The organism is Marinospirillum alkalitolerans (assembly GCF_045055655.1).
GTDB lineage: Bacteria > Pseudomonadota > Gammaproteobacteria > Pseudomonadales > Halomonadaceae > Marinospirillum > Marinospirillum alkalitolerans.
The window spans coordinates 106162-129059 of record NZ_JBANFI010000006.1; the positions used below are offsets into that span (position 1 = coordinate 106162).

At 53.6% G+C, this 22898-nt stretch carries 22 protein-coding genes; 15 read left to right on the top strand and 7 right to left on the bottom strand.

The features are described from left to right. Positions 1-6: 6 nt before the first annotated feature. The 8 genes from mltG to V6U78_RS10750 all read left to right on the top strand — a co-directional run bounded on the left by mltG (position 7) and on the right by V6U78_RS10750 (position 7562). The gene (gene mltG / locus V6U78_RS10715) at positions 7-1059 is read left to right on the top strand and encodes an endolytic transglycosylase MltG (protein WP_405340454.1); all 1053 of its coding nucleotides are present in this window, start codon (positions 7-9) and stop codon (positions 1057-1059) included. Beyond that, positions 1052-1708: a dTMP kinase gene (tmk, locus tag V6U78_RS10720; RefSeq protein ID WP_405340457.1), complete on the top strand. Its 657-nt coding sequence runs from the start codon at positions 1052-1054 to the stop codon at positions 1706-1708. Before mltG ends, tmk begins: the two co-directional genes overlap by 8 nt. Then, positions 1708-2712, top strand: coding sequence for a DNA polymerase III subunit delta' (locus V6U78_RS10725; RefSeq protein WP_405340460.1), 1005 nt, complete (start codon positions 1708-1710; stop codon positions 2710-2712). Before tmk ends, V6U78_RS10725 begins: the two co-directional genes overlap by 1 nt. Continuing rightward, complete coding sequence (locus V6U78_RS10730) at positions 2705-3052, top strand: PilZ domain-containing protein (RefSeq protein ID WP_405340463.1); 348 nt, start codon at positions 2705-2707, stop codon at positions 3050-3052. Before V6U78_RS10725 ends, V6U78_RS10730 begins: the two co-directional genes overlap by 8 nt. Positions 3053-3106: 54 nt before the next feature. Continuing rightward, the gene (locus tag V6U78_RS10735) at positions 3107-3934 is read left to right on the top strand and encodes a TatD family hydrolase (protein WP_405340466.1); all 828 of its coding nucleotides are present in this window, start codon (positions 3107-3109) and stop codon (positions 3932-3934) included. Between the two features lie 110 nt (positions 3935-4044). Next, positions 4045-4719 carry a TetR/AcrR family transcriptional regulator gene (locus tag V6U78_RS10740; protein ID WP_405340469.1) on the top strand — a complete coding sequence of 225 codons (675 nt, stop codon included), beginning with the start codon at positions 4045-4047 and terminating at the stop codon, positions 4717-4719. Between the two features lie 9 nt (positions 4720-4728). After that, a complete protein-coding gene (locus V6U78_RS10745) occupies positions 4729-5328 on the top strand; it encodes a DUF1285 domain-containing protein (protein ID WP_405340472.1) in 600 nt (199 codons plus the stop codon). Continuing rightward, positions 5322-7562 carry an ATP-dependent helicase gene (locus V6U78_RS10750; RefSeq protein WP_405340475.1) on the top strand — a complete coding sequence of 747 codons (2241 nt, stop codon included), beginning with the start codon at positions 5322-5324 and terminating at the stop codon, positions 7560-7562. Before V6U78_RS10745 ends, V6U78_RS10750 begins: the two co-directional genes overlap by 7 nt. A 13-nt stretch (positions 7563-7575) precedes the next feature. Here the strand turns inward: V6U78_RS10750 and V6U78_RS10755 are convergent, their stop codons facing one another. Next, entirely contained in the window at positions 7576-8346 is a 771-nt protein-coding gene (locus V6U78_RS10755; RefSeq protein ID WP_405340478.1) for a TrmH family RNA methyltransferase, read from the bottom strand. A 176-nt stretch (positions 8347-8522) separates the two neighbouring features. On the opposite strand from V6U78_RS10755, the gene ppnP reads away from it, so the two are divergent. Next, a complete protein-coding gene (gene ppnP / locus V6U78_RS10760; protein WP_405340481.1) occupies positions 8523-8807 on the top strand; it encodes a pyrimidine/purine nucleoside phosphorylase in 285 nt (94 codons plus the stop codon). A gap of 94 nt (positions 8808-8901) precedes the next feature. Here the strand turns inward: ppnP and V6U78_RS10765 are convergent, their stop codons facing one another. Further along, a complete protein-coding gene (locus tag V6U78_RS10765; protein ID WP_405340563.1) occupies positions 8902-10539 on the bottom strand; it encodes an electron transfer flavoprotein-ubiquinone oxidoreductase in 1638 nt (545 codons plus the stop codon). 409 nt (positions 10540-10948) lie between these two features. Between V6U78_RS10765 and V6U78_RS10770 the strand changes: the two genes are divergently transcribed. From V6U78_RS10770 to V6U78_RS10780, 3 genes are all read left to right on the top strand, one after another. Next, on the top strand, positions 10949-11698 hold the full coding sequence (locus V6U78_RS10770; protein WP_405340483.1) for an electron transfer flavoprotein subunit beta/FixA family protein: 750 nt from the start codon (positions 10949-10951) through the stop codon (positions 11696-11698). Further along, complete coding sequence (locus V6U78_RS10775; protein ID WP_405340486.1) at positions 11698-12624, top strand: electron transfer flavoprotein subunit alpha/FixB family protein; 927 nt, start codon at positions 11698-11700, stop codon at positions 12622-12624. Before V6U78_RS10770 ends, V6U78_RS10775 begins: the two co-directional genes overlap by 1 nt. Before the next feature lie 173 nt (positions 12625-12797). Then, the gene (locus tag V6U78_RS10780; protein ID WP_405340489.1) at positions 12798-14009 is read left to right on the top strand and encodes an HD-GYP domain-containing protein; all 1212 of its coding nucleotides are present in this window, start codon (positions 12798-12800) and stop codon (positions 14007-14009) included. A gap of 29 nt (positions 14010-14038) precedes the next feature. Here V6U78_RS10780 and V6U78_RS10785 read toward each other — a convergent pair whose 3' ends face one another. Together V6U78_RS10785 and V6U78_RS10790 are read right to left on the bottom strand one after the other, a co-directional pair. Continuing rightward, positions 14039-14404, bottom strand: a complete 366-nt coding sequence (locus V6U78_RS10785; RefSeq protein ID WP_405340492.1) for a hypothetical protein — start codon at positions 14402-14404, stop codon at positions 14039-14041. Next, complete coding sequence (locus tag V6U78_RS10790; protein WP_405340495.1) at positions 14401-16266, bottom strand: diguanylate cyclase; 1866 nt, start codon at positions 16264-16266, stop codon at positions 14401-14403. Before V6U78_RS10790 ends, V6U78_RS10785 begins: the two co-directional genes overlap by 4 nt. Before the next feature lie 243 nt (positions 16267-16509). Between V6U78_RS10790 and V6U78_RS10795 the strand changes: the two genes are divergently transcribed. Further along, on the top strand, positions 16510-16896 hold the full coding sequence (locus tag V6U78_RS10795; protein WP_405340498.1) for a hypothetical protein: 387 nt from the start codon (positions 16510-16512) through the stop codon (positions 16894-16896). Positions 16897-17054: 158 nt separating this feature from the next. Here V6U78_RS10795 and V6U78_RS10800 read toward each other — a convergent pair whose 3' ends face one another. From V6U78_RS10800 to V6U78_RS10810, 3 genes are all read right to left on the bottom strand, one after another. After that, positions 17055-18764: a proline--tRNA ligase gene (locus tag V6U78_RS10800; protein WP_405340500.1), complete on the bottom strand. Its 1710-nt coding sequence runs from the start codon at positions 18762-18764 to the stop codon at positions 17055-17057. Between the two features lie 122 nt (positions 18765-18886). Continuing rightward, on the bottom strand, positions 18887-19876 hold the full coding sequence (gene acuI, locus V6U78_RS10805) for an acrylyl-CoA reductase (NADPH) (RefSeq protein WP_405340503.1): 990 nt from the start codon (positions 19874-19876) through the stop codon (positions 18887-18889). Between the two features lie 114 nt (positions 19877-19990). Then, positions 19991-21292: a peptidoglycan DD-metalloendopeptidase family protein gene (locus V6U78_RS10810; protein ID WP_405340506.1), complete on the bottom strand. Its 1302-nt coding sequence runs from the start codon at positions 21290-21292 to the stop codon at positions 19991-19993. A gap of 207 nt (positions 21293-21499) precedes the next feature. Between V6U78_RS10810 and V6U78_RS10815 the strand changes: the two genes are divergently transcribed. Together V6U78_RS10815 and V6U78_RS10820 are read left to right on the top strand one after the other, a co-directional pair. After that, positions 21500-22456 (top strand): LysR substrate-binding domain-containing protein, encoded by a 957-nt coding sequence (locus tag V6U78_RS10815; RefSeq protein WP_405340509.1) that lies wholly within the window; start codon positions 21500-21502, stop codon positions 22454-22456. Between the two features lie 126 nt (positions 22457-22582). Continuing rightward, positions 22583-22843, top strand: a complete 261-nt coding sequence (locus tag V6U78_RS10820) for an FmdB family zinc ribbon protein (RefSeq protein WP_405340512.1) — start codon at positions 22583-22585, stop codon at positions 22841-22843. Positions 22844-22898: the final 55 nt, after the last annotated feature.

Genomic DNA, 22898 nt, shown 5'->3' on the forward strand with positions numbered 1-22898 from the left:
TTCTTTATGATCAAAAAGTTATTTTTTGCTTTCAGTTTGGCCCTGTTTCTTCTCATCGGGCTGGCTGCTGTGTGGGGCTGGCAGCAGCTTCATCAGCCTTTGCAGCTGGATACTTCGCGCAATATTGATGTGCCCGCAGGACGCGGCTTTATGCAGGTGGCTCAGCAGCTGGAACGCGAAGGCCTGGTGCAGCATTTGCTGCCTCTGCGCCTTTGGCTACGCCTGACGCAAGATCCGGCCGCGATTCGTGCAGGGGAGTATCGTCTTGAACCTGGTTTGAGCTTGATGGAGCTGAAATCACTGCTTGAATCCGGCCAAGTGGTGCAGTATAGCCTAACGATTCCAGAGGGCCGTACCTTCAATGATTTTCGTGCGCGCCTTGCCGCCGCGCCTTATCTTGAGCCGCTGACAGCCGAATGGACGGAAGCGGAAATCATGGCAGCCCTAGGTCAGCCGGATCAGCCGGCAGAGGGTTGGTTTTTTCCCAGTACCTATGTGTATCACAAGGGGATGCGTGATCTGGATATCCTGCGTCAAGCGCACCAGCGTATGCAGCGTTTGCTCGAGACTGTCTGGGCCGAGCGTCAGGAGCCCCTGCCCTATGCCTCGCCTTATGAGGCTCTGATTATGGCCTCGATCATCGAACGAGAAACAGGCGCGCCCCACGAGCGGCGTGATATTGCGGGTGTGTTTGTGCGGCGTTTGGAGCGTGGAATGCGCCTGCAAACTGATCCGACTGTTATTTATGGGATGGGTGATCGTTACCAGGGGCGTATTACTCGTCGTGATCTGCGTGAACCTACACCTTGGAATACCTATGTGATTCATGGTTTACCGCCTACGCCCATTGCCTTGCCTGGTGAGGCTGCCTTGCGCGCCAGTGTCGACCCAGCGCCAGGGGAGACCTACTATTTTGTGGCGCGCGGAGATGGAACCCATCATTTCTCGCGCACCTTGCAAGAGCATAATCGCGCGGTGCGTCAGTATCAGTTGAATCGTCGCGAAGATTATCGCTCCTGGCCAGCTCCAGCGAACACGGAGACACCTGCTGATGACTAAACGTCCCGGTTTATTTTTGACTTTGGAAGGCGGCGAGGGCGCGGGCAAAACCACCAATTTACGTTGGATAACCCAGCGTCTGGATCAGGCGTCTATTCCTTGGGTGGCCACGCGAGAGCCAGGCGGTACACCTTTGGCAGAGCAGATGCGCGGCTTGCTGCTACAAGCCTCGCCAGCAGAACCCCTGAGTGCAGAGGCTGAATTACTGTTGATGTTTGCCGCACGTGCCCAGCATTTGCAGCAGGTTATTAATCCTGCTTTGGCGGCAGGAAAATGGGTGGTGTGTGATCGTTTTACCGATGCCACCTTTGCCTACCAAGGCGGTGGTCGAGGTTATCCTGTTGCCGATATTGCGTATCTGGAGCAGTTAGTGCAAAAGGAGCGTCGCCCTGATGCGACCTTTTTGCTGGACTTGCCGCTGGATCACACTGCCGCTCGTCTTGATCAGCGTGGGCAGCAGCTGGACCGTTTTGAGCAGGAAAATCAAGCTTTCTTCACCCGAGTGCGTCAAGCTTATCTGGCACGGGCAGAAGCTGATCCGCAACGTGTTCATGTGATTGATGCCGCGCAACCGCTGGAGCAGGTGCAGCAGCAACTGGCTCAGCCGCTTGATCGCTTGATGGCGGCTTGGCAAGCCGAGGCGCACTGATGTCTGTCGCCAAGGCTGAACAAAAACCCGCCTTGCCTCTGCCCTGGCATGCCAGCCTGTGGCAGCAGTGGCATCAGCAATATCAGGCTGATCGCTTGCCGCATGCGTTGTTGCTCAGTGGAGAGGCCGGTTTAGGCAAGCGGACTTTAGCGCGTGCGCTGGCTCATTTTTTACTCTGTGAGCAGCCTCAGGGTCAGCATCCTTGTGGGCATTGTGCTGGCTGTCAGCTGCTCGAAAGCGGCTTTCATCCAGACTGGTATAACCTTCAGCCCGAGGCTGAAGGGAAGGCGATCCGTATTGATGCCATCCGCGATCTGACTCAGCGTTTACAGCAGAGTGCGCAGAAGGGGGGCTATAAGGTCGTCCTGCTCTGGCCAGCGGAGGCGCTGAATCTGCACGCAGCGAATGCGTTATTGAAAACGCTCGAAGAGCCCGAGCCATCCACCTTGTTTCTGCTCGTCAGTGATCAGCCATCGCGCTTGCCCGCCACCTTGAGAAGCCGCTGCCAACACTGGGCGCTTTCTATTCCGCCTTCAGCAGAAACCCTGCCTTGGCTCACTTGTCAGCTGAGCGCCGATCAGCAGCCGGAGCAGCTGCTGCGTGCGGCAGGTGGTCGGCCCTTTGCCGCCTTGAAATTGCTGGAAAGCGGTGTTGAGCAGCAGCGTGTTGAACTGGTGCGTTTAATGGAGCAGCTCACCTGTGGCGCTGATCCTTTGGAATTGATCGCGCCCTTGAAGAAGCTGCCGCTGGCGTGGATGATCACCACTTTGCAAAACTGGTGCGCGGATACGCTGCGTTTGATGATGGCCGGTGAGGCCGCGGTTTATGATACGCGCCAGCAGCCACTCTATCAGCAGTGGGCAGATTGTTTTTCAGTCCATCAGTTGCTGGCGATTCAGCAAGAGCTAGAGCAGCGCCAAAGGCATCTGCTTACCCATCCAAATGAAGAACTTTTTTTAGAAGGTCTGGTGATTACATTTCAGAGGGCATTGCACGATGAATGAAACATCTAAGCATCTTACGTTGACAATCAAGGATCTCCCCAGCCTTTATGCGGCCTATATGCCTTTTCTCAAAAATGGCGGCCTATTTATTCCAACGGCGAGCTATTTTCATCCTGGGCAAATGATTTTTGTCAGTGTGCAGCTGCCTGGCGAAGCAGAGCCACGGCGCTTTCACGGTCGTGTGGCATGGCGCACGCCTGTGGGTGCGCAAGGGCGTCGAACGCCGGGTGTTGGCATCCACTTTGAGCAGGTTGAAGAGGGTGTGATCTCACCACGTCAGCAGATCGAGAAGCTGCTTGGCGAGCTGCTACAGAGCGATAAACCCACCCAAACGATTTAAGATCAAGCGAAGATGTCAAGGAGGGCGCAGCTCGATCCATTGAGAGAGAATACGATGCATCTAGTTGATTCCCATTGCCATTTAGATATGCTGGATTTAACCCGTACCTCGGTCGGGGCTGACGCGGATCTGGCGCAGGTGCTGGCCGCTGCGCGTCGCCGGGGTGTGAAGCACTTCTTATCGGTTAATGTTGATCCGCACCAGTTTGATGCTTTGCAAGCGCTGGTGGCACCTTTTGCTGATGTGAGCCTAAGCCTGGGTTTGCATCCGCTGCATTACCAAGAGGCCCCAGCGCTGACGTCTGCGGATCTGCTTGAAAAAGCTCGTCATGAGCAGGTCGTGGCGATAGGCGAAACGGGTCTTGATTACCACTATGATCAGACCTACCAAGCGCAACAGCGCGCCTCTTTTGCTGAGCATCTTGAAGTGGCCTTGGCGGTGAACAAGCCGGTTATTGTGCATACCCGTGATGCTGCTGAGGATACCCTGGCTTTATTGCGCCCTTTTTGTGAGCGTGGCGGGCAGGGGGTGATTCACTGCTTTACCGAAGATCTGGCCTTTGCGCGTGAAGTGATCGCCATGGGGTTGTATATCTCCTTCTCTGGTATTGTGACCTTTCATTCTGCCAAGGCGCTGCGTGAAGTGGCGCGTGTGGTACCGCTGGATCGTGTACTGGTTGAAACCGATGCGCCCTATCTCGCTCCTGTGCCTTTTCGTGGCCAGCAGAATGAGCCTGGTTATGTGCGTGAGGTGGCCAGTTGTCTGGCAGAGCTGCGCGGTTTAAGCCCAGAGCTGGTGGCTCAGCAAACGACCGAGAACTTTTTCCGTCTTTTTCAGTGTGCGCGGCCTGTATTCACCCCTGAGTTCGAGTTGAACAGCTAGCCGCTGCGAGTGGCGAAGGCTTGCTTTCGTGCCCGAAGCTGATTAATCTTGTGACCAAACTTTGTTTTCTGGTCATCCGATTGAGGGTGGCTCGCCGCTAGGAGTTGTCCATGGTTGAATCTCCCGTAGAAAAACAAGCCCGCCGAGTGCGTGAATTTCGCCAACGTGAACAGCGTATTTTGGAAGCCGCCCTCACGCTGTTTTTGCAGCAGGGCGAAGATCGCGTCACCGTGGAGATGATTGCCGAGCAGGTGGGTATCGGCAAGGGCACCATTTACAAACACTTCAGCACAAAATCAGAGATCTACCTGCGTTTAATGGTGGATTATGAACGCGAAATGGCCGCCTTGTTTCAATCACCGAAAATTTCTCAAGATAAAGAAGCGCTCTCACGCGCTTATTTTGAGTTTCGTATGCAAGAGCCAGCCAAGTATCTGCTTTTTAACCGCCTTGAAGAAAAGCTGGTTAAAAGCAATGTGGTGCCGGATATGATTGATGAGCTGCATCGTTTTCGTGCCAAGAATTTGGAAAGTCTGTCCGAGCTGATAGGCGCGCGGGTCGATGAGGGGCTGCTAGAAGATGTGCCTCCTTATTTTCACTACTGTGCGGCCTGGGCTTTTGTGCATGGTGCGGCAGTCTTGTACCAATCTGAATTTTTTCAGGATGTCATCCAGGATAAGGATGAGTTCTTTCGTTTTATGATGGATATTGGCGTGCGTATGGGCAACCGAGGCCAGCGCGGCAAGAAGCGTGCTGATACGCTCCCCAGTGATCAGACAGTCTAGGAGGCGCTTGTGTCTCGTTTGCAGGGCCTTATTCAACGCAGCTTGCCCTTGGCGCAAGAAACAGCACGGCCACCTGTTGAAAGCTGGTCACCGACTCAGCTGCTGACGCTTGATTTTTTTGTGGATCGTTTTGGTCAGTGGTTTTATGAAGGCCGTCCCTTTACACGCCCCGATGTAGCCCGTCTGCTAACGCGCCTGCTCAGGCGTGAGGCGGATGGCGAATATTATCTGGTGACACCAACAGAAAAAAACCGCGTGCGCGTTGAGGAAACCCCTTTGCTCGTGATTGACTGCGAACGTCATCTCGGTACCGATGGGCCAGAAATTCGCTGCGAAACCCAGTATGGAGATTGGCTGACGCTGGATGCGGCGCATCCGTTGCGCCTAGTGGAGAGCCAAGTCGATGAGGGGGCAGATCAGCCAAGCGAACGCCAGGTCCGTCCCTATATCACCACTTGGGCGGGCGTTGAAGCCCGCTGGCTGACTCAGGCCTACTACCGCATGTTGGAATGGGCCGAAGAAGCAGATTGGGATGGTCGTCCCGCATGGGTGCTGACCAGCTGCCAGCAAACCTTCTTGCTTTCTTATCAGGATGTTGACGCGTGTTGACCGAGGAACAGCAGGCGGTTGTGCAGCATCAGCAGGGCCATGCGCGTGTGCGTGCAGTGGCTGGATCAGGCAAGACGACGACCCTCGTCGCGCGCGTGGTGCATCTTTTACAGCAGCAGGTGCCGCCGCAGCGCATTTTGATTGTGATGTACAACCGTGCCGCCAAAGAAGATTTTCAGGCCAAGTTGATGCAGGCTTTAGCCGGTACTCCGCTTCGTCCACCTGATGTCCGCACCTTTCACTCGTTGGGACATCGTCTGACAGAGAGCTTTGTCCGCTGGGGCGTACTGCCAAGGCGTCGCTTGGTGCAAGAAGAATGGATGGTCGATCGTTTGACCCGCCAAGCCTTAACGCTACTTGCTCAGGAGCAGCAGGAAGAAGCGGCTCCGTGGTTAGAAGAAGAAACGCTGGAAGGCTTTAAAAGCTTCTGCACTCTGGTAAAAAGTGGTCTTGAAACAGCTGCAGACTGTTATGCCAGCTTGAACCTCAGTGGTCAGTACCAGCACTTTGTCCAGGCTTTTGCGCGTCTGGAAGCCTTATTAGAGCAAGAAGGGCAGATGTTTTTTGATGATCTGCTCTGGCGGCCAGTGATGCGCCTAGTCGAACAGCCCGAGTTGCAGGCCCGCTTGCAGGGTTATCTGGAGCAGGTCATTGTTGATGAGTATCAAGATATTAACGCCGTTCAGCAGCGCTTACTCAAGGCGCTGGTTGGGCAGGCGCAGGTCATGGTGGTCGGTGATGTTGATCAGTGTATCTATGAGTGGCGTGGTGCACGACCTGAATATATGCTCAGGCACTTCCATGCGGACTTTTCACCGGTGACAGATTATCCGCTCAGTCGTACCTTTCGCTTTGGTCATGCGCTGGCACTGGCAGCTAATCAATTGATTCAGCATAACCTTGAACGCCCCCCGCAAATCACGCTGGCGAGCCCTCGTGCCGAGCCAGCGACCTTGGTTCAGGGGCAGGGCGCAAGCTGGTTGTTACAAACCTATCAGGCTGCCGCTACGGAACAGCAGCAAGAAGCGGCGATTCTGGTGCGCAGCTGGTCACAAAGTCTGGCGGTGCAGCTGGCCTTTTTGAAGGCCCATCAGCCTTTTCGCCTGTTGCGCCAAGAGCACTTTATTTTTAATCGTCCTCAGATCAAGGGCTTAATGGCCTATGCGCGCTTGGCGTTTTTTGGCCAATCTGGGCAGGCGTTGAACTTTGATCACCCCAAGGTGCAGCAGGATTTTGATCAACTGCTGAGCTTTCCTACCCTCTATTTAAGCGAAGCTGAGCGCCAGCAGTGTGTACAGGCCCAGCGTCAGGCGGGCAGTATTGGTCTCGATGCGGTCTTGGCGCAGTGGCCAATAGCGAAGAGGCGGCGTGTGCAGCAGCGCTTAAAACTCCTCGAGCAGCTGCGTGTGAAGGCCCGGCGTTTGAGTCCAGTGCAGCTGATTGATCAGATTATGGAGGCCACGCGGGCCCCAGAAGTGTTGCGAAAGGCTGCCGCCAATCAAGAAGCGGCGGATGAAGCCCTGCGCTTGATTGAAGGTCTGCGGCGTTATGCCGAGCGCGGGCCAGCCAGTCTTGAGGCCTGGATCACCGAGCTGGAGCAGGCGCAGCAAGAAGGCAGTGCGATGCAGGCACAGCAGCAGGAAGGGGTGCCTGTGATTTTGACGGTGCATGCCGCAAAGGGGCTGGAATGGCGCTGGGTGGGCCTATATGGCCTGAACGAAGGTGATTTCCCTTATATGGGGCGCTTTGGGCGGTTGAGCGCCCAAGAAGAAGAGGCCGAAAGGCGTTTATTCTATGTGGCGATGACGCGGGCCAAGCACACCTTAGTCTTGGCCAGCGGTGAGGCCGCCAGTCCTGTGAGCCGCTTTGTAGAGGAGGCTCAGCTACAGGATGCCTTGCAGTTGGCCGCTGCGCTTGCAGCACCTGCGCCACCGGCTCAGCTGCAGGTTCGCTACCCAGAGTTACAGGGTCATTATTGGCAGCAGGTCCATCCTGGTGCCGCACCGCGCTTTCTTGCCGCAAAGGAGCATCTTAAGGCAGTCTCCCCGCCAGTAGCCCCGATACACACGGGCGCATTGCGTGCTTGGCAGCCGGGAGCTGAGGTTGAACACTCGCGTTTTGGGCGCGGCCGACTCCTTGATATTCAAGGCGATCAGCCTAAGCGTTTGTGTCGTGTTGAGTTTGCGCAGGTGGGGGTGAAAACCCTGCATGAAGCCTGGTTGCAGCTGGCCTAATCTGCCATCTTCCCTAACGCGTGGATGTGCGTGCCCTCAAACGCTGAATATTATCGCACAAGATGGCACCGGCCACGCCCACGTTCAAGGATTCGGCTTGCCCAAAAGAAGGAATGGTCACACGACAGTTAACCTGCGCTTGCAGCTCGGGCCGAATCCCTTGTGCCTCATTACCCAGCAGTAGGACACCTGAGTCTCCAAGCTGATCCGCTGTGAGCTGATGGATGGAGTCACCCTCTAAAAAAGCGCCCAGTACAGGAACCTGAGGATCAAGCTGGCTGAAGAAGTCTTCTAGTGGGCACACATGCAGCGGTATGCGCAAAAAAGAGCCTTTGCTGGCGCTGATGACCTTGGGGTTAGTCAGTTCGGCGCTGCCGGGTGAGCAGACCAGCTGACGAAAACCATACCAGTCTGCAATACGCAACAGGGTGCCGAGATTGCCCGGATCATTGATTTGATCGAGTGCCAGTGTCCAGCCGCTGGTCTGTAGCGCCGCTGGTCTTGGCGAGGCCACGACGGCCAAGGCCGTGTGATTGTTGCTCAAGGTGCTGGCCTGAGTGAGTGCCGCCGCTGAGGCTGGATAGACAGGGTAGTCGCCCTGTTGCAGTAAAGGGGTATAGCGTGCAATAAATGCGTCACTGGCATAGAGGCTGATCACCTTCCAATCGGCGTGTAGCAGCTCCACAACGCTCTTCTCGCCTTCTACCAGAAAGGCCTGCTGTTCCAAGCGGCCTTTTTTTTGATGCAAAGAGCGCAAAAACTTGAGTTGATTTTTACTGATCATGCCTCAGATTCACTTGATGATGAAGAAAGCCGAAGAGTATAAGGGTCAAGATGGCTGAGGAGAAGGAAGACTTGCTTTGCAGTGGGTTTCAGCTTTTAATTCAGTGGGTTCTATTTTGAAGCTCATTCGCGATTTTCTTAAGCTCTTATTTCTTAAGTTCTTATCTGGAGAACACCATGCTGCAAGTCAATGAGTATTTTGAAGGGAAGGTTAAATCCATCGCGCTCAATAATCAGGAAGGGCGTTTCACTGTTGGTGTGTTGGATATCGGTGAATACACCTTCTCCACCAGTCAGGCTGAAGAAATGTCGGTGGTGACAGGCTCGATGCAGGTTTTGCTCGATGGTGATCCCGCCTATCGTACCTTTCATCAGGGGCAGAGCTTTAATGTGCCTGCTGCCAGTGAGTTTCAGGTCAAAATAGAAGTGCAAACGGCTTATCTATGCCGGTATTTTGATTAAACCGTCTAGCCAAGTCAGAGATGGGTCTGTGATGGGCTCACCAAAGGGACAAAAAAGGAGGCCGAGGCCTCCTTTGTTTTGGCTTGCTACTGGCTTACATGTTGGGATAGTTCGGACCGCCGCCGCCTTCTGGCGTGACCCAAGTGATATTCTGTGCTGGGTCTTTAATATCACAGGTTTTACAGTGTACGCAGTTCGAGAAGTTGATCTGGAAGCGTGGTGCACCATCTGCGCCTTCAACGACCTCATAAACGCCGGCAGGGCAGTAGCGCTGCGCAGGTTCATCGTATTTGGGCAGATTGTCACGAATCGGCAGATCAGGATCCGTTAAACGCAGGTGTACTGGCTGATCTTCTTCATGCACCACGTTCGCCAAGAAAACAGAAGACAGCTTATCAAAGCTGAGCTTGCCATCTGGCTTGGGATAGTCGATTTTTGGGCATTCGCTGGCTGGCTTGAGCGCAGCATGATCAGGCAGGGTGTCATGCAGCGTCAGCGGGATTTTACCGCCAAAAATATTTTGGTCGATAAAGTTGAAGGTGCCGCCCAAGAAGGTGCCAAACTTATGCATTGCCGGACCAAAGTTGCGTGAGCGCTTCAGCTCATCATAAGCCCAGCTGCTTTCCCACTTCTGTTGGAAGGCAGTGAGTTCTTGTCCGCCTTCATCACCGGCTTGCAGCGCTTCAAACACGGTTTCAGCGGCCAGCATCGCTGACTTCATACCGGTGTGAACGCCTTTGATCTTGGCGAAGTTCAGCGTACCCGCATTGCAGCTCAGAATAAAACCACCTGGGAAGGTCATTTTGGGCAGGCAGTTAAAACCGCCTTTGGCAATCGCGCGGGCACCATAGCTGACCCGCTTGCCTCCTTCGAGATGCTGTTTGAGCACAGGATGGTGCTTCAGACGCTGGAACTCATCAAAAGGAGACAGGTGAGGGTTGCTGTAAGACAGGTCAACAATCAGGCCGACTTCAACTTGATTATTGGTGTCGTGATAAAGGAAGAAACCACCGGCAGTATCACCACTGAGCGGCCAGCCAGAGCCGTGAACCACCAAGCCAGGCTTGTGTTTGCTCGGATCAATATCCCACAGCTCTTTGATGCCGATCGCATAATGCTGCGGATCCTTGCCTTCATCGAGTTTAAATTTGGCCAGAAGCTGCTTGCCCAGATGACCACGTACCCCTTCGGTGAACAGGGTGTACTTGGCACGCAGTTCCATCCCTGGCTCAAAGCTGTCCTTGGGTTGGCCATCCGCACCGATCCCCATATCGCCAGTGATGACGCCTTGGACTTCACCTTGTTCGCCATAAATAATGCTGGAAGCGGGGAAGCCAGGGAAGATATTGACTTCTAGCGCTTCGGCCTGCTCACCTAACCAGCGAGTCACATTACCGAGACTGACAATATAGTTGCCATCATTATGCATGGGCTTGGGTACGGCAAAACCAGGCAGTTTGACGCCAGAGGTTTCGCTACGCAGCAGGTAGACCTGATCTTCGGTCACAGGGGTATGAAGGGGCGCACCCTTTTCTTTCCAATCAGGGATCAGCTCATTCAATGCACAAGGATCAATGACAGCGCCAGATAAAATATGGGCACCGATTTCTGAGCCTTTTTCAACAACACAGACTTCAAGCTCTTGACCTGCCTCATTGGCGAGCTGCTTAAGGCGGATTGCTGCAGAGAGCCCCGCTGGGCCTCCACCAACGATGAGTACATCAAATTCCATCGATTCGCGTTCCACAGTATTTCTCCTCAGGCTAATCTTTCATTTTTTATTGGGATCTGCATGGAAGGGCAAGAGGCTTGCGTTCCCAGTCAGAGCTGTTAGAGTGTATTTAAAACGGTCGTTTGGTTTTGGTCAAGTCACCCTGTCAGTCAACAGGCCAAAAGCCCAAGAGTCAAGCGACTGTCTCATGTTTGACCTGCGGCCATTATAAGCTTAAAAATGTGACCCGTCAGTTTAAGCAGAAGTTTGACTGAAAGCGTGAATCGAGTCATTATCAAGCGCAAGTCACAGTCTGATCGTCTTTTGTGAGCTTTAAAGAGCCGATCAGCATCCGTGAACACCGATTTATATCGTGCAGATTCACCTTATTGAATCTGTGAGTGCCAACCCTAAAGAGAACGGAGAATCTATGAAGGTTCTTGTTGCGGTGAAACGTGTCGTTGATTACAACGTCAAGGTTCGCGTGAAAGCGGATCAAACCGATGTCGACCTGACTAACGTCAAAATGTCGATGAACCCCTTTTGTGAAATCGCAGTTGAAGAAGCGGTCCGTTTGAAAGAAAAGGGCATCGCCTCAGAAGTGATTGCTGTCTCTATCGGCCCAAAAGTGGCGCAAGAACAGCTGCGTACCGCGATGGCTTTGGGTGCAGATCGCAGTATTTTGGTTGAAACTGATGCGGCTGTGGATTCACTCAGCGCGGCTAAAATTCTGGCCAAAATTGTAGAAGAAGAACAGCCACAAATCGTCTTGCTGGGCAAACAGTCTATTGATTCTGATAACAACCAGACCACGCAAATGCTGGCTGCGTTGGCCGGCTTGGCGCAGGGCACCTTCGCTTCTGAAATTACTGTCAATGGTGATAAAGCCCAAGTGAAGCGCGAAATTGATGGTGGTTTACAGACGCTGGAAGTCAAACTGCCTGCGGTCTTCAGTGCCGATCTGCGCCTGAACGAACCACGTTATGCCAAGCTGCCAAACATCATGAAGGCCAAGAAAAAGCCTCTCGATGAGAAGAAGCCAGAAGACTATGGTGTGACCGTGGCTTCTAAGCTCAAGGTGCTGAAAGTGGAAGCGCCTGCCGAGCGCTCAGCAGGCATCAAGGTGGGCAGCGTAGAAGAGCTGGTCGATAAACTGAAAAACGAAGCGAAGGTGGTCTAATGAGCATTTTAGTTATTGCCGAGCACCAAAATACTGAACTGGCGGCCGTGACCGCTAACGTTGTTGCCGCTGCGCAGGCTATCGGTGGCGATGTGCATTTGCTTGTGGCTGGTGAAGCTTGCCAAGCCGCCGCTGAAGCAGGCGCGAAGCTGGCAGGTGTCAGCAAGGTTCTGGTGGCTGACAATGCGGCTTATGGTCATCAACTGGCAGAAAACCTTGCCGCACTGGTAGCCGAAATCGGTGGCAACTACAGCCATATCCTGAGCGCGGCCACCACTTCTGGCAAAAACATCAGCCCACGCGTTGCGGCGCTGCTGGATGTGAACCAGATCTCTGAAATCATCGCTGTAGAAAGTGCAGATACCTTCAAGCGTCCTATCTACGCAGGTAACGCTATTGCCACAGTACAAAGCGAAGACAGCGTCAAGGTGATCACGGTTCGTGGTACGGCTTTTGACCCTGTAGCAGAAACAGGCAGTGCAGCCATTGAGGCGCTCAGCAGCGTTCAAGATACAGGCTTATCAAGCTTTGTCGGCGCTGAAATTGCCGCTTCTGATCGCCCTGAACTGACAGCCGCAGGCGTGATCGTCTCTGGTGGTCGTGGTGTCGGCAGTCAGGAAGGCTTTGAAGTCATCTTCAAGCTGGCTGATAAGCTGGGTGCAGCTGTTGGTGCCTCGCGCGCGGCAGTGGATGCTGGCTATGTGCCGAATGATCTGCAGGTCGGTCAGACAGGCAAGATCGTTGCACCTCAGCTGTATATCGCTGCGGGTATCTCTGGCGCGATTCAGCACTTGGCTGGTATGAGCGATTCTAAAGTGATCGTAGCGATCAACAAAGACGAAGAAGCGCCCATTTTCCAAGTCGCTGACTATGGTTTGGTTGCCGATTTGTTTGAGGCTGTGCCCGCGCTGGAGCAGCAGCTCTAAGTAATTGCGTGATGCCGCATTCAAGGCCGACCTCGAGTCGGCCTTTTTATTGGATGAGGTTTGTCAGCGGGTCAATAAAGTGTAAGTTGGTTGTATGAAATTTGATGTTGATCAGTTAAGATTTGAATGTCAGCCGAATATCAGCAGAACTCAATGTTGCTACAGAGATCACTATGCCATTTACCAGTCTCGACCTACAAAAAATCAACTCTGGTCAGTTGCAGCTGAATCAGCCTGTACCTTGGGCGATCTGTGATGAAAAGGGCCAGCTTTTACTAGAGAAGGGCGGAGTTATTGAATCCGCCGAGTTTCAGTTGATCCTTGAAAAAGTCGGCTATTTTGCTTATCAAATAGAAAGCGATCTTCCTCAGCCAGCACAGTTTAATAAGCGTAAGGTGAACCCCTTTGCTGAGTTTGAAGATTTAAGTTTTCGTTTAGGCGAGCTCTTTGCTCAGCTAGAAAAAGGGACAGTCTTTGGCCCAGGAGTGGTGAAGCGGCGCATCTTTAATTTGGTGACTCAGGTGCAGGGCTTGGTTCAGCATGATGCAGATGCCTTGCTGGGCGCAGTGCATTTAAACGATCGACTTGATTATATTGTCCATCACCCTTTGCAGATTGCCATTCTGACTGAACTGGTGCTGGATCGATTAAAAATCCCACAAAAAATTCGCCTGAGTGTGTTAGCTGCCGCGCTGACCAGCAACCTGGCGATGAATCCCTACCAAAAGATTCTCCATCAGCAGACATCGCCCCTGACAGACAAGCAGCGCGATATGATTCACCGTCATCCCATCGAAGGTGTGCGGCAGCTCAAGAATGCTGGTGTGGATGATGATCTCTGGTTGATGCTCGTCGCCCAGCACCATGAAAAACTCGATGGCAGTGGCTATCCTGCGGGCTTAACAGGCGAGGCGGTGCGTTATGAAGCAAGGTTGCTCGCTGTGGCCGATGTCTATTCAGCCATGGTGACACCACGTGTTTACCGTGGTCCGCTGCGCTTAAAAGAATCTTTAAAGGATTTGATGCAGCAGGGTGGCGTCACTTTAGACGCCAAAATTATTCGCATTTTTATTACTGAGCTGGGCTTATATCCACCCGGTGTGTTTGTGCGTTTAAATAATGGCGACCTAGGAGTGGTGGTCGGGCGGACTCCTGATCCCAAGTGTCCTGTGGTGGCCAGTATCAAAAAATCAGATGGCAACTTCTTTCCCTCACCGCGCAAAAGGCGGACTTCGGATGCAGACTATGGCATCAAGTATGTTTGTGATGCGACAGAGCGAGTCCAGATTAATCCAGCCAATCTTTGGGGCCTAGATGCGATCCGTGTTGAAGTGCGTCGTCCCGAGTTTTCCGAGGTTTCTGAGTTCTTGCGTCAGTTGAGCTAAACTGCGCCTCTAGAGCTGCAGAGACTGTTCTAGGCGTGGCCTTGTTGCAGGGCCAGCAGGAGTAGCCGTAGGCTGAGCCACATGACCACCCCACCCAGTAGCAGATGAAGCCATGCAGCGGCGTGCCATAAGCCGCGTTTGCATTTGTACTTCAAGCCTGCCCAGCGTGTGGAAGGGGGTGGTTGCTGCAAAAAGGGAGATTGAAACAGGCTGACTAAGCTGGTCCACCAGAGCAGCAGCAGGCTGCTTATCCATGCCCAAGGCTGGAGTGGATCAAGACGGGGAATAACCCAGCTCAGTAGTCCGAGAGTGAGGCTGCCAAGCAGCAGCAGAAGGGCCAACCAGCGCCAAGCCTGGCCTGACTGCGCCCAAGAAAGATAAACACGTAGAATCAATACTTCTCCTTACTGAGCCAGAGTTCAGGTGTAAAGCGAATCACACGATTACGCCCTTGATCCTTGGCAGTATACAGGGCGACATCAGCAAATTTAAGCACCTGCCAAAAGGCTTGCCCATCATGTGGAAAGTCGGCCAGACCAATCGAGAGGGTTTTATTGATCAGCTGATGCCCAGCCTTGAATTGATGCTCCTCAACAGCCAGACGTATTTTTTCTGCTACCTTTTCGCCGGCTGCGGCTGGAGTATCAAGCAGAATGATCAAGAACTCCTCGCCGCCGTAACGGATCACCAGATCTGAATCCCGTACCTGCGCCAGAAAAATGTGCGCCAGATCAATCAGAATGTGGTCACCGACATCATGGCCATAGGTGTCATTCACGGTTTTGAAATAGTCCAGATCCAGCATCATCAAGGTCATCGCACTTTCGCGGCGTTTGCATTGGCTCATCAGGCTTTCTGAGTATTCTTCAAGGAAGCGTCGATTCCGCAGCCCAGTCATGGCATCGTTCAGTGTGGATTCTTTCAAGCTCGCCATCAGGGATTTGGCTTGAAGGACTGGGGCGGCTTCGCGCAGATAGGCCTCGATCAAGGGGAGTTGAGTTGGGATGCGGGCCTGTTCTTCTGCAGAGAGCACCAGCTGGATCACGCAGCCTACCCCGCCAGCTTGCAGAATCGGCAAGCACAGATAGCTGGACTCTTCTTTGCGGGCTTCATCGGCAAAAGAGCGGCATAAACTGGTGTGATCTATCCCATCAATGCGGTGTCCAGTGCGGACGGCACGGCAAGCGCGACAGTGTTCATTGATATCAGCCGAGCACCAATAGGTTGGCGCCTGAGCGATTCCATCGACATTAACGGTGATCAGTCGTTTTTGTTGTGCATCAACCTCATAAATACTAAAGGTGTGCAGCAAAAACTCTTCTTGCAGCACATCGCTGATCCGTTGATAGACCTCACTGATGTGTTCATCTTCTTCGATAGCCTGTTTGAACTTGGCGACCTTGACCAGCCCGGCAACGGTTTGCGCTGTTTCGGCAAGTAGATCACCCTGCTGGCTGGGTTGTGTCATGACCAGATGGGCCACATTGCTTCTGATTTCACTGAGCTTTTGGTTAATGCCTGCAGTGAGGCGATTAAAACTTTCGGCAATGCTGCCGATCTCATCCTGACTGCGTGGTTGTAAACGCAAATCAAAATGTCCTGCACTGGCTTGATCAACAGCGGCTTGAATTTCCTGCGCTGTTAACACCAGTGGGTTCAATAGGCGCTTTAAAAAGAACAAGCACAGTAGCGCAAAGGCAAGCACGGCCAGCACTAGAAAAAAGACCGTAATCAGAGCAGCTTGGCGCATGGGTTCAATTGATGCGGTCAGCGTGACAGCACCAAGCACCGAGTTTTCCGGCACGGCATGGCAGCTGAGGCAGTTCACCTCGCCTTGGCTACTGGCAATGTAGGGCAGGGTGGCACGAAAATAAGGGCTCAGATAACCGCCCGAGAGAGTATAGACCGCCTCTCCATTGATCAGGACAGCATGATCGATCGCATCGCCTGGCGTTTCTTCAAGTAGGCCGTGACCAAACTGATCTTCTACCAGCGGGCCGCGAATGACGCGCACACTATCAAGGCCCTCAACATGTGCGATACGCTGTAAAAACGAATCACGAGTATGAATCGTACCATTGACCATCGATTCAGTGAGCGCCACCAGAGTGATCTCAGCAGCCGTCCGTGTATGCTCGGTTGCAGCGCGAATAGAAAACTCGCGCAGTGACAGCAGGCTGGCAAGGGTAATGACCAGGGTCAGTAGTAGCATGACGGTAACAAGGGCTGCCATCATTTTGGTTTGTAATTTGGGCATGCGTTTTCGATTCCTTGAATATCAGCACGATCTGCTAGTGAAGCATAGCGTAAAACTGAGTGCGTTCGAGTCTGAAGCGCGTTATTTTAAAGGGACTGGGTGAAGTGAAGCTTTGATCTATAGCCTAGAAAAGCGCTGATGCCTTCGAGGATCAGCGTCAGTGAGGTAACATCGTGGAACGGCTTTTTGGATGCGTATTTTTTTAAGGTGGAATGGGTGATGGCGTTAGAAAGGAGAGGCAAGGTGGATAGGTTGAGAGAGCGTGAACCTAGGCTGTTTCGTGATCGGCGCCAGAAGCCAGATCTTTGGACACGTTTGATCAGTATTTTTGGGGCTTTAAGCTGGCTGCTGATGCTGCCAACCCTGTTGCTGATTGATCATGCCCGCCCGCAGGTCGAAACCTTCTTTGATCGCTGGTTGGGTTTGAGTGTGCAGGCTGACTGGGACCAGACTTTTTTCTTTCAAGCTTTTTTATTGATGCTGCTGATTTTGGTGCTTTCTGGTTCAGGCCTGCTGCTCAATGGCATGCGCCGGCGGCGTCGGCAGGATAGTTACCGAGTGAATTTGATTCTTGTCTTTACCCTTTCACTCGCCGGCTGCCTTTATTATTTATGGCGCTTTGGTTTTTAGAAAGTTCTGGTTTTTAGAAAGTTCTGGATGAGCTATAAAAAACGCCCTGCTGATCATCAATCAAGACATCGGCAGGGCGTTTTGCTGAACGGCTTCAACAACCCAGAGCGAGATTGGGTCTCATCTTCTGGGAGAAGGTCGGGCTTTCAGCCAAGGTTTTAAGCCTGTATCTGCTCTTGCAAAAAGGCCAAGGCCTGATCGGCAGGCAGCATCTGGGCTTCACTGGCACGACGGTGCTTGTATTCCAGCTGGCCTTCTTTGAGGCTGCGTTCGCCAATCACGATGCGGTGTGGAATACCAATCAATTCCAAATCCGCGAACTTAGAACCAGGACGCTCATCACGATCATCCAGTAGCACATCGATGCCCGCCGCTTGTAGTTCTTGGTAGAGGCGCTCACTGGTTTCACGAACCAGCTCCGATTTATGTGCATTCATTGGCACCAGCGCAACGGTGAAGGGCGCGAGGCTGTCTGGCCAGATAATCCCTGCAGCGTCATGGTTTTGCTCGATGGCCGAAGCCACAACGCGACTCACGCCGATACCATAGCAGCCCATAGTCAGGATGGCTTGCTTGCCTTGTTCGTCCAGGACGCTGGCTTTCATTGCTTCAGCGTATTTAGTGCCGAGCTGGAAGATATGGCCGACTTCGATACCGCGTTTGATCAGTAGCTGGCCTTGACCATCGGGGCTAGGATCACCGGCTTGGACATTACGCAGGTCGGCTACCTCGGGCAGAGGCAGATCACGCTCCCAGTTGATGCCAAAATAATGCTGGCCGTCTTGATTGGCACCGGCAGCAAAGTCGCTCATCAGCGCGACTGAGCGATCGATGATGCAGGGCAATGGAAGTTCAACAGGCCCCAAAGAGCCGGGCCCAGCACCGATGGCGGCACGGATGGCCTCATCGCTGGCCATTTCAAGTGGGCTGGCAACCTGAGGTAAATTGGCTGCTTTGATCTCATTCAGTTCATGATCGCCGCGCAGAATCAAGGCAATCAGGCCGCCTTCCGCTGCCTTCACGATCAGTGTTTTCACGGTCTTTTCAATCGGCAGAGCAAACTGCTCAACCAGCTGAGCAATGGTCTTGGCTTCGGGGGTGGGGACCAGACGCAGCGCCTCGCTTGGCGCAGCACGCTGGGTCTCACGCGGCAGGGCTTCAGCCTTTTCGATATTGGCTGCATAGTCCGAGGTATCGGAGAAGGCGATATCGTCTTCTCCTGAATCGGCCAGCACATGAAATTCATGCGAGCCTGTACCACCGATCGAGCCGTTGTCGGCAATCACCGGGCGGAAATCCAAGCCCAAGCGAGTGAAGATACGGCAATAGGCAGCGTGCATCGCATCATAGGTTTGCTGTAAGGATTCTTGGGTCAGATGGAAGGAGTAGGCATCTTTCATAATGAACTCACGCGCACGCATCACACCAAAGCGGGGGCGGATTTCATCACGGAATTTGGTTTGCACCTGGTAGAAGTTGCAAGGCAGCTGCTTGTAAGAACGCAGTTCGCGGCGCAGCAGGTCGGTAATCACTTCTTCATGCGTGGGGCCGACACAGAATTCGCGCTCATGGCGATCTTTGAGGCGCAGCAACTCCTTGCCATATTCTTCCCAGCGACCTGATTCCTGCCAGAGCTCCGCTGGCTGAATACCCGGCATCAGGACTTCTTGTGCACCAGCGCGATCCATTTCTTCACGTACTATCCGTTCAACCTTGCGCAGCGTGCGCAGGCCTAAGGGGAGCCAAGTGTAAAGACCAGAACCGATGCTGCGAATCAAGCCAGCACGCAGCATCAGCTGGTGGCTGATCACCTGCGCATCATTGGGAGTTTCTTTCAAAGTGGCGATCAATAATTGAGAAGCGCGCATGATCTTTCTACCTTCGTGATACAAGAATAAAAGGCCCGAATAAAAACGCGGTGAGGTAAGACCTGACCGCGATTTAAACCAGCATCAAACAGGGGCTAAAAGTGAAGCGCAATGTACAGGAATCAGCGATTCACGTCCACCAGCAGGCGGCCACGGATCTGGCCTGCCAGCAGCGCTGGTGCGCGCTCTAGACTTTGCGCTAACGAGACTTCTTCAAGCAGGAGTTGGGTGTAGATGGACTCATCCAACAGCTCGCTGAGTCTTTGCCAGGCGATTTTTCTTTCTGCGACTGGGCAATAAACGCTATCGACACCCGCTAGGGTGATGCCGCGTAAAATAAACGGTGCCACGCTGGCAGGAAGATCCATCCCCTGTGCCAGACCGCAGGCCGCGACGACACCGCGATACTGCAAGCTGGCGCAGACATTGGCTAGGGTATGACTGCCCACGCTATCAATGGCGGCGGCCCAGCGCTCTTTCGCTAAGGGTTTGCCTGCTGTGCTCAGTTCCGCACGATCGATGATCTGCGTTGCCCCAAGTTGGGTTAAGAAATCCGCTTCTTCAGGTCGACCTGTTGAGGCGACGACCTGATAACCCAAGCGGGCGAGCAGGGCGACGGCCACACTGCCGACACCGCCTGCTGCACCAGTCACCAGCACTGGGCCTGCTGCAGGGGTGATGCCGTGGCGTTCCAGTGCCATCACACATAGCATGGCCGTGTAGCCAGCAGTACCCAGAATCATTGCCTGACGCGAGGTGAGCCCTTCAGGCTGATGGATCAGCCAGTCGCCTTTGAGACGCGCTTGCTGTGCCAGACCACCCCAGTGCTGCTCGCCGACACCCCAGCCGTTCAGAAGGACTCTATCGCCTTGCTGGAAATCAGCATGGCGGCTTTCGAGTACCTGGCCAGCACAATCGATGCCGGGAATCAGCGGAAAGCGGCGTACTACGGGGGCTTGTCCGGTGATTGCCAAGGCATCCTTGTAATTCAATGTGGAGTAGTCGATCGCCACCAGCACCTCTTCGTCTGGTAGATCGCTACTGCTCAGCGAGGTGAGGCGCGCCAGCGTCTGGCGCTCTTGTTGTTCTAACATCACAGCCTGAAAAGTCATCAGTGGCTCCTTCTGGGTGATTAGTGAAATCTATTGCTCAAAGCCGATTAAGGCAACCTCTGATTCACTTTTGCGCTGGGTGATGCTGCGTTGATGATATAGATCAGAGACTCCTTAGCTGCTGGGTGTACTGCGAAGACTCAGTGCCAGTTGGCGTGTCGTCATCTGCTGATCCAAGGTCGCAAAAAGTTGGCGGCTCTGTTCTGTAAATTGTTCTAGATCCCGGCCTTCAAGACGCTCGGTCGAGGGCAGCTCGACCCGCATCGCATTCACTGGGCGGCCGTTGATATGGAGTTCGTAGTGTAGATGAGGACCGGTGCTGCGGCCTGAATTGCCTGTTTGGGCAATTTGTTGGCCACGGCGGACGCTTTGGCCGCGATCGACCAGAATTCGGTTTAGGTGCAGATAACGGGTTTCATAGCCTTGACCATGGGCTATCACCACATGGTGCCCTGCGTAGGGATGCCAGCCACGACGTAGCACAGTACCGTCAGCGGGTGCCACTACAGGCGTGCCGATAGGGGTCGCAAAGTCAGTGCCATAGTGGGGTTGGACGCGCCCAGTGATCGGATGGCGACGATTCAGGTTAAAGTGCGAGCTGATACGAAAGTTCTGCATCAAGGGTATGCGGCTAAAGGGTGGGATCAGGCTTTCTCCGTCGGGCGTATAAAAGCGATCGTCAGTGTGGCGTGCGGCCCGAATCTGCAAGCGATCCCCTTGGTATTCAAAAGCCATCAAGCGTGTGGAATAAGGCCGTGGATCACCACTGAGCCACTCTTGTTCAACCAGCAAGGAGAAGTGGTCGCCATTGCGTGCATCACGGCGCAAAGGCAGATGACGATCCAGTGCCGCAGCAATGGCTCCTTCCTGACCGGCGATTTCAGGCATATTTTGCAGACTGTTGATCAGAATGCCGTCCAATACGCCTTCGAGGCGCACATAGCGTACCTCACGTTGATTGCTGAGACTGCTAAAGGCGAACTGCTGTCCATCGCGCACCCACTCATGGCCTTCAGCGCGATTTGCCCAGATGCGTAGTGCGAGCAGTTGTCCATCACGACTGGCTAACCATTCGATATGCTGTCCAGGATGAATGCGATGCAGGCGTTGTGCGCCCTCCTGCTGATCGAGTAGACGATAGAGGGTCGCTAAAGGCAGGTGCATGCGATTTTGCCATAGGTGAGACAGGCGATCCCCAGTTTGCAGGGTGTAGCGTTCCCACTGGGGCGGCGGTGATAAGGCGGGAATCAGCGCATTATGAAAATCAGTGGCTTCAAGGACTTCGAGCACTTCATGGCTGAGCGGCTCAGCTTCAGGTTCAGGCATAGGGCTGGGAAAGAAAAAGAAAACAAGGGCCAGAGCCAGTAAAAAGGGAAGAAAAAAGAGCAAAAAACGTGGAGCAAGGCGGATCAGCATGGTGACTTGACAACTCTGGCTAGGAAAAAAGGGGATGATAAGCAAGCGAGAGGCGGTAATACTATAACAAGATAGCTGTTTTATCATCGGTTCGGCTGAGTATGACCAATCTTTTTGCATTTATTTCAGTTAAAATGTCGCCTTTTTGTCGCAGGCATCCTGTGGTCTGTTGTCTCAGCCCTTGTGCCTGGTCGTGAGGATTGCAGTGTGAATCTGGAAGTCAAGTGGTTAGAGGATTTTGTGGCCCTGGCGGCTACACGGAGTTTTTCTCAGGCGGCCAAGCGACGTTACGTCACTCAACCGGCATTTAGTCGACGGATTCAATCGTTAGAGCGCTCGGTGGGTGTGACCTTGGTTGACCGCACTCAGTCGCCATTGGAGCTCACCGCCGATGGGCAGCTGTTTTTAATTACCGCGCGCAATGTGGTGGAACAGCTCGGGGAGGCCTTGCGTCATTTGCGCGGGTTGGATGCTGAGGCCGGCCAGCTGTTGGAGTTTACTGTCGCCCACTCGCTGGCTTTTAATTTCTTTCCGCAGCTGGTGCGTCGCTTACAGCAGGTGGCGGGGCCGATCAACTCACGGATGACGGCGATGAATGTGGGTGAGGCCACCCATGCGCTGCGCGAAGGCCGCTGTGATTTAATGCTCGCCTACCATGACCCCTTGGGCAGTCTCCAGTTGGATCAAGAGCATTTTCCGTCGCAGCGGATGGGGTGTACCGAAATGCTGCCGGTCTGCGCGCGCGATGCCCAAGGCCAGCCCTGTTTTGATCTGGATGCTTCAGATGAGCAGGAGCTGCCCCTTCTGGCCTATACCCAAGGGGCTTTTTTAGAGCGCTCCTTGCGGATTTTGCTACGCCAAAAGCCAGTGGGATTGCAGTTTAAAACCGTCTATGAAACCGCCATGGCTGAAGGTATCAAAGGTATGGCGTTAGAAGGTCTGGGTGTTGCCTGGGTGCCTCGGCTTAGCATTGAGCGCGAGCTGGCCGAGGGGCAGTTGGTGATCTGCGGTGGGCCGCATTGGGTGATTCCGCTAGAAATCCATCTTTATCGTTGCACCTTGGTGCATAAACCGCTGGTTGAGCGCCTGTGGCATAAGCTTGAACAGCCCCCTGCTCGTAGGCCATCGCCTTCGCAGGCCTCTGGTGACAAGCTCACGGACTAGGCTATAATGCGCCCCTTGAAATGAGATGGCCTTGCCCCGACTGTAAGAGGGTTGATCCTTGTGATCAACTTCTCAATTGATTGGTCTTTTTGGATAGAGCAGTAACAGAGATAAGAGGCTTACATCATGCCAATTTACGAATATCAGTGCCAGGCTTGTGATCATCAGCTTGAAGTGATGCATAAAATGAGTGAGGCAGGCCCAACACGCTGCCCTGAGTGTGGCAAGGACACCCTAGCGCGCCAAGTCTCGGCAGCGGGTTTTCGTCTAGCTGGTGGTGGCTGGTATGAAACTGATTTCAAAAGTGGTAACAAAAAGAATGTGGCTGAATCCAGCTCGGCTGGGTCATCCAATGCTGCCTGTGCCTCTTGCCCAGCGGCAAGTTAAGACTGCCAGGGGGTGAAAACAGGGCGCGTAGCCCTGTTTTTGTTGCAGGGGCCTT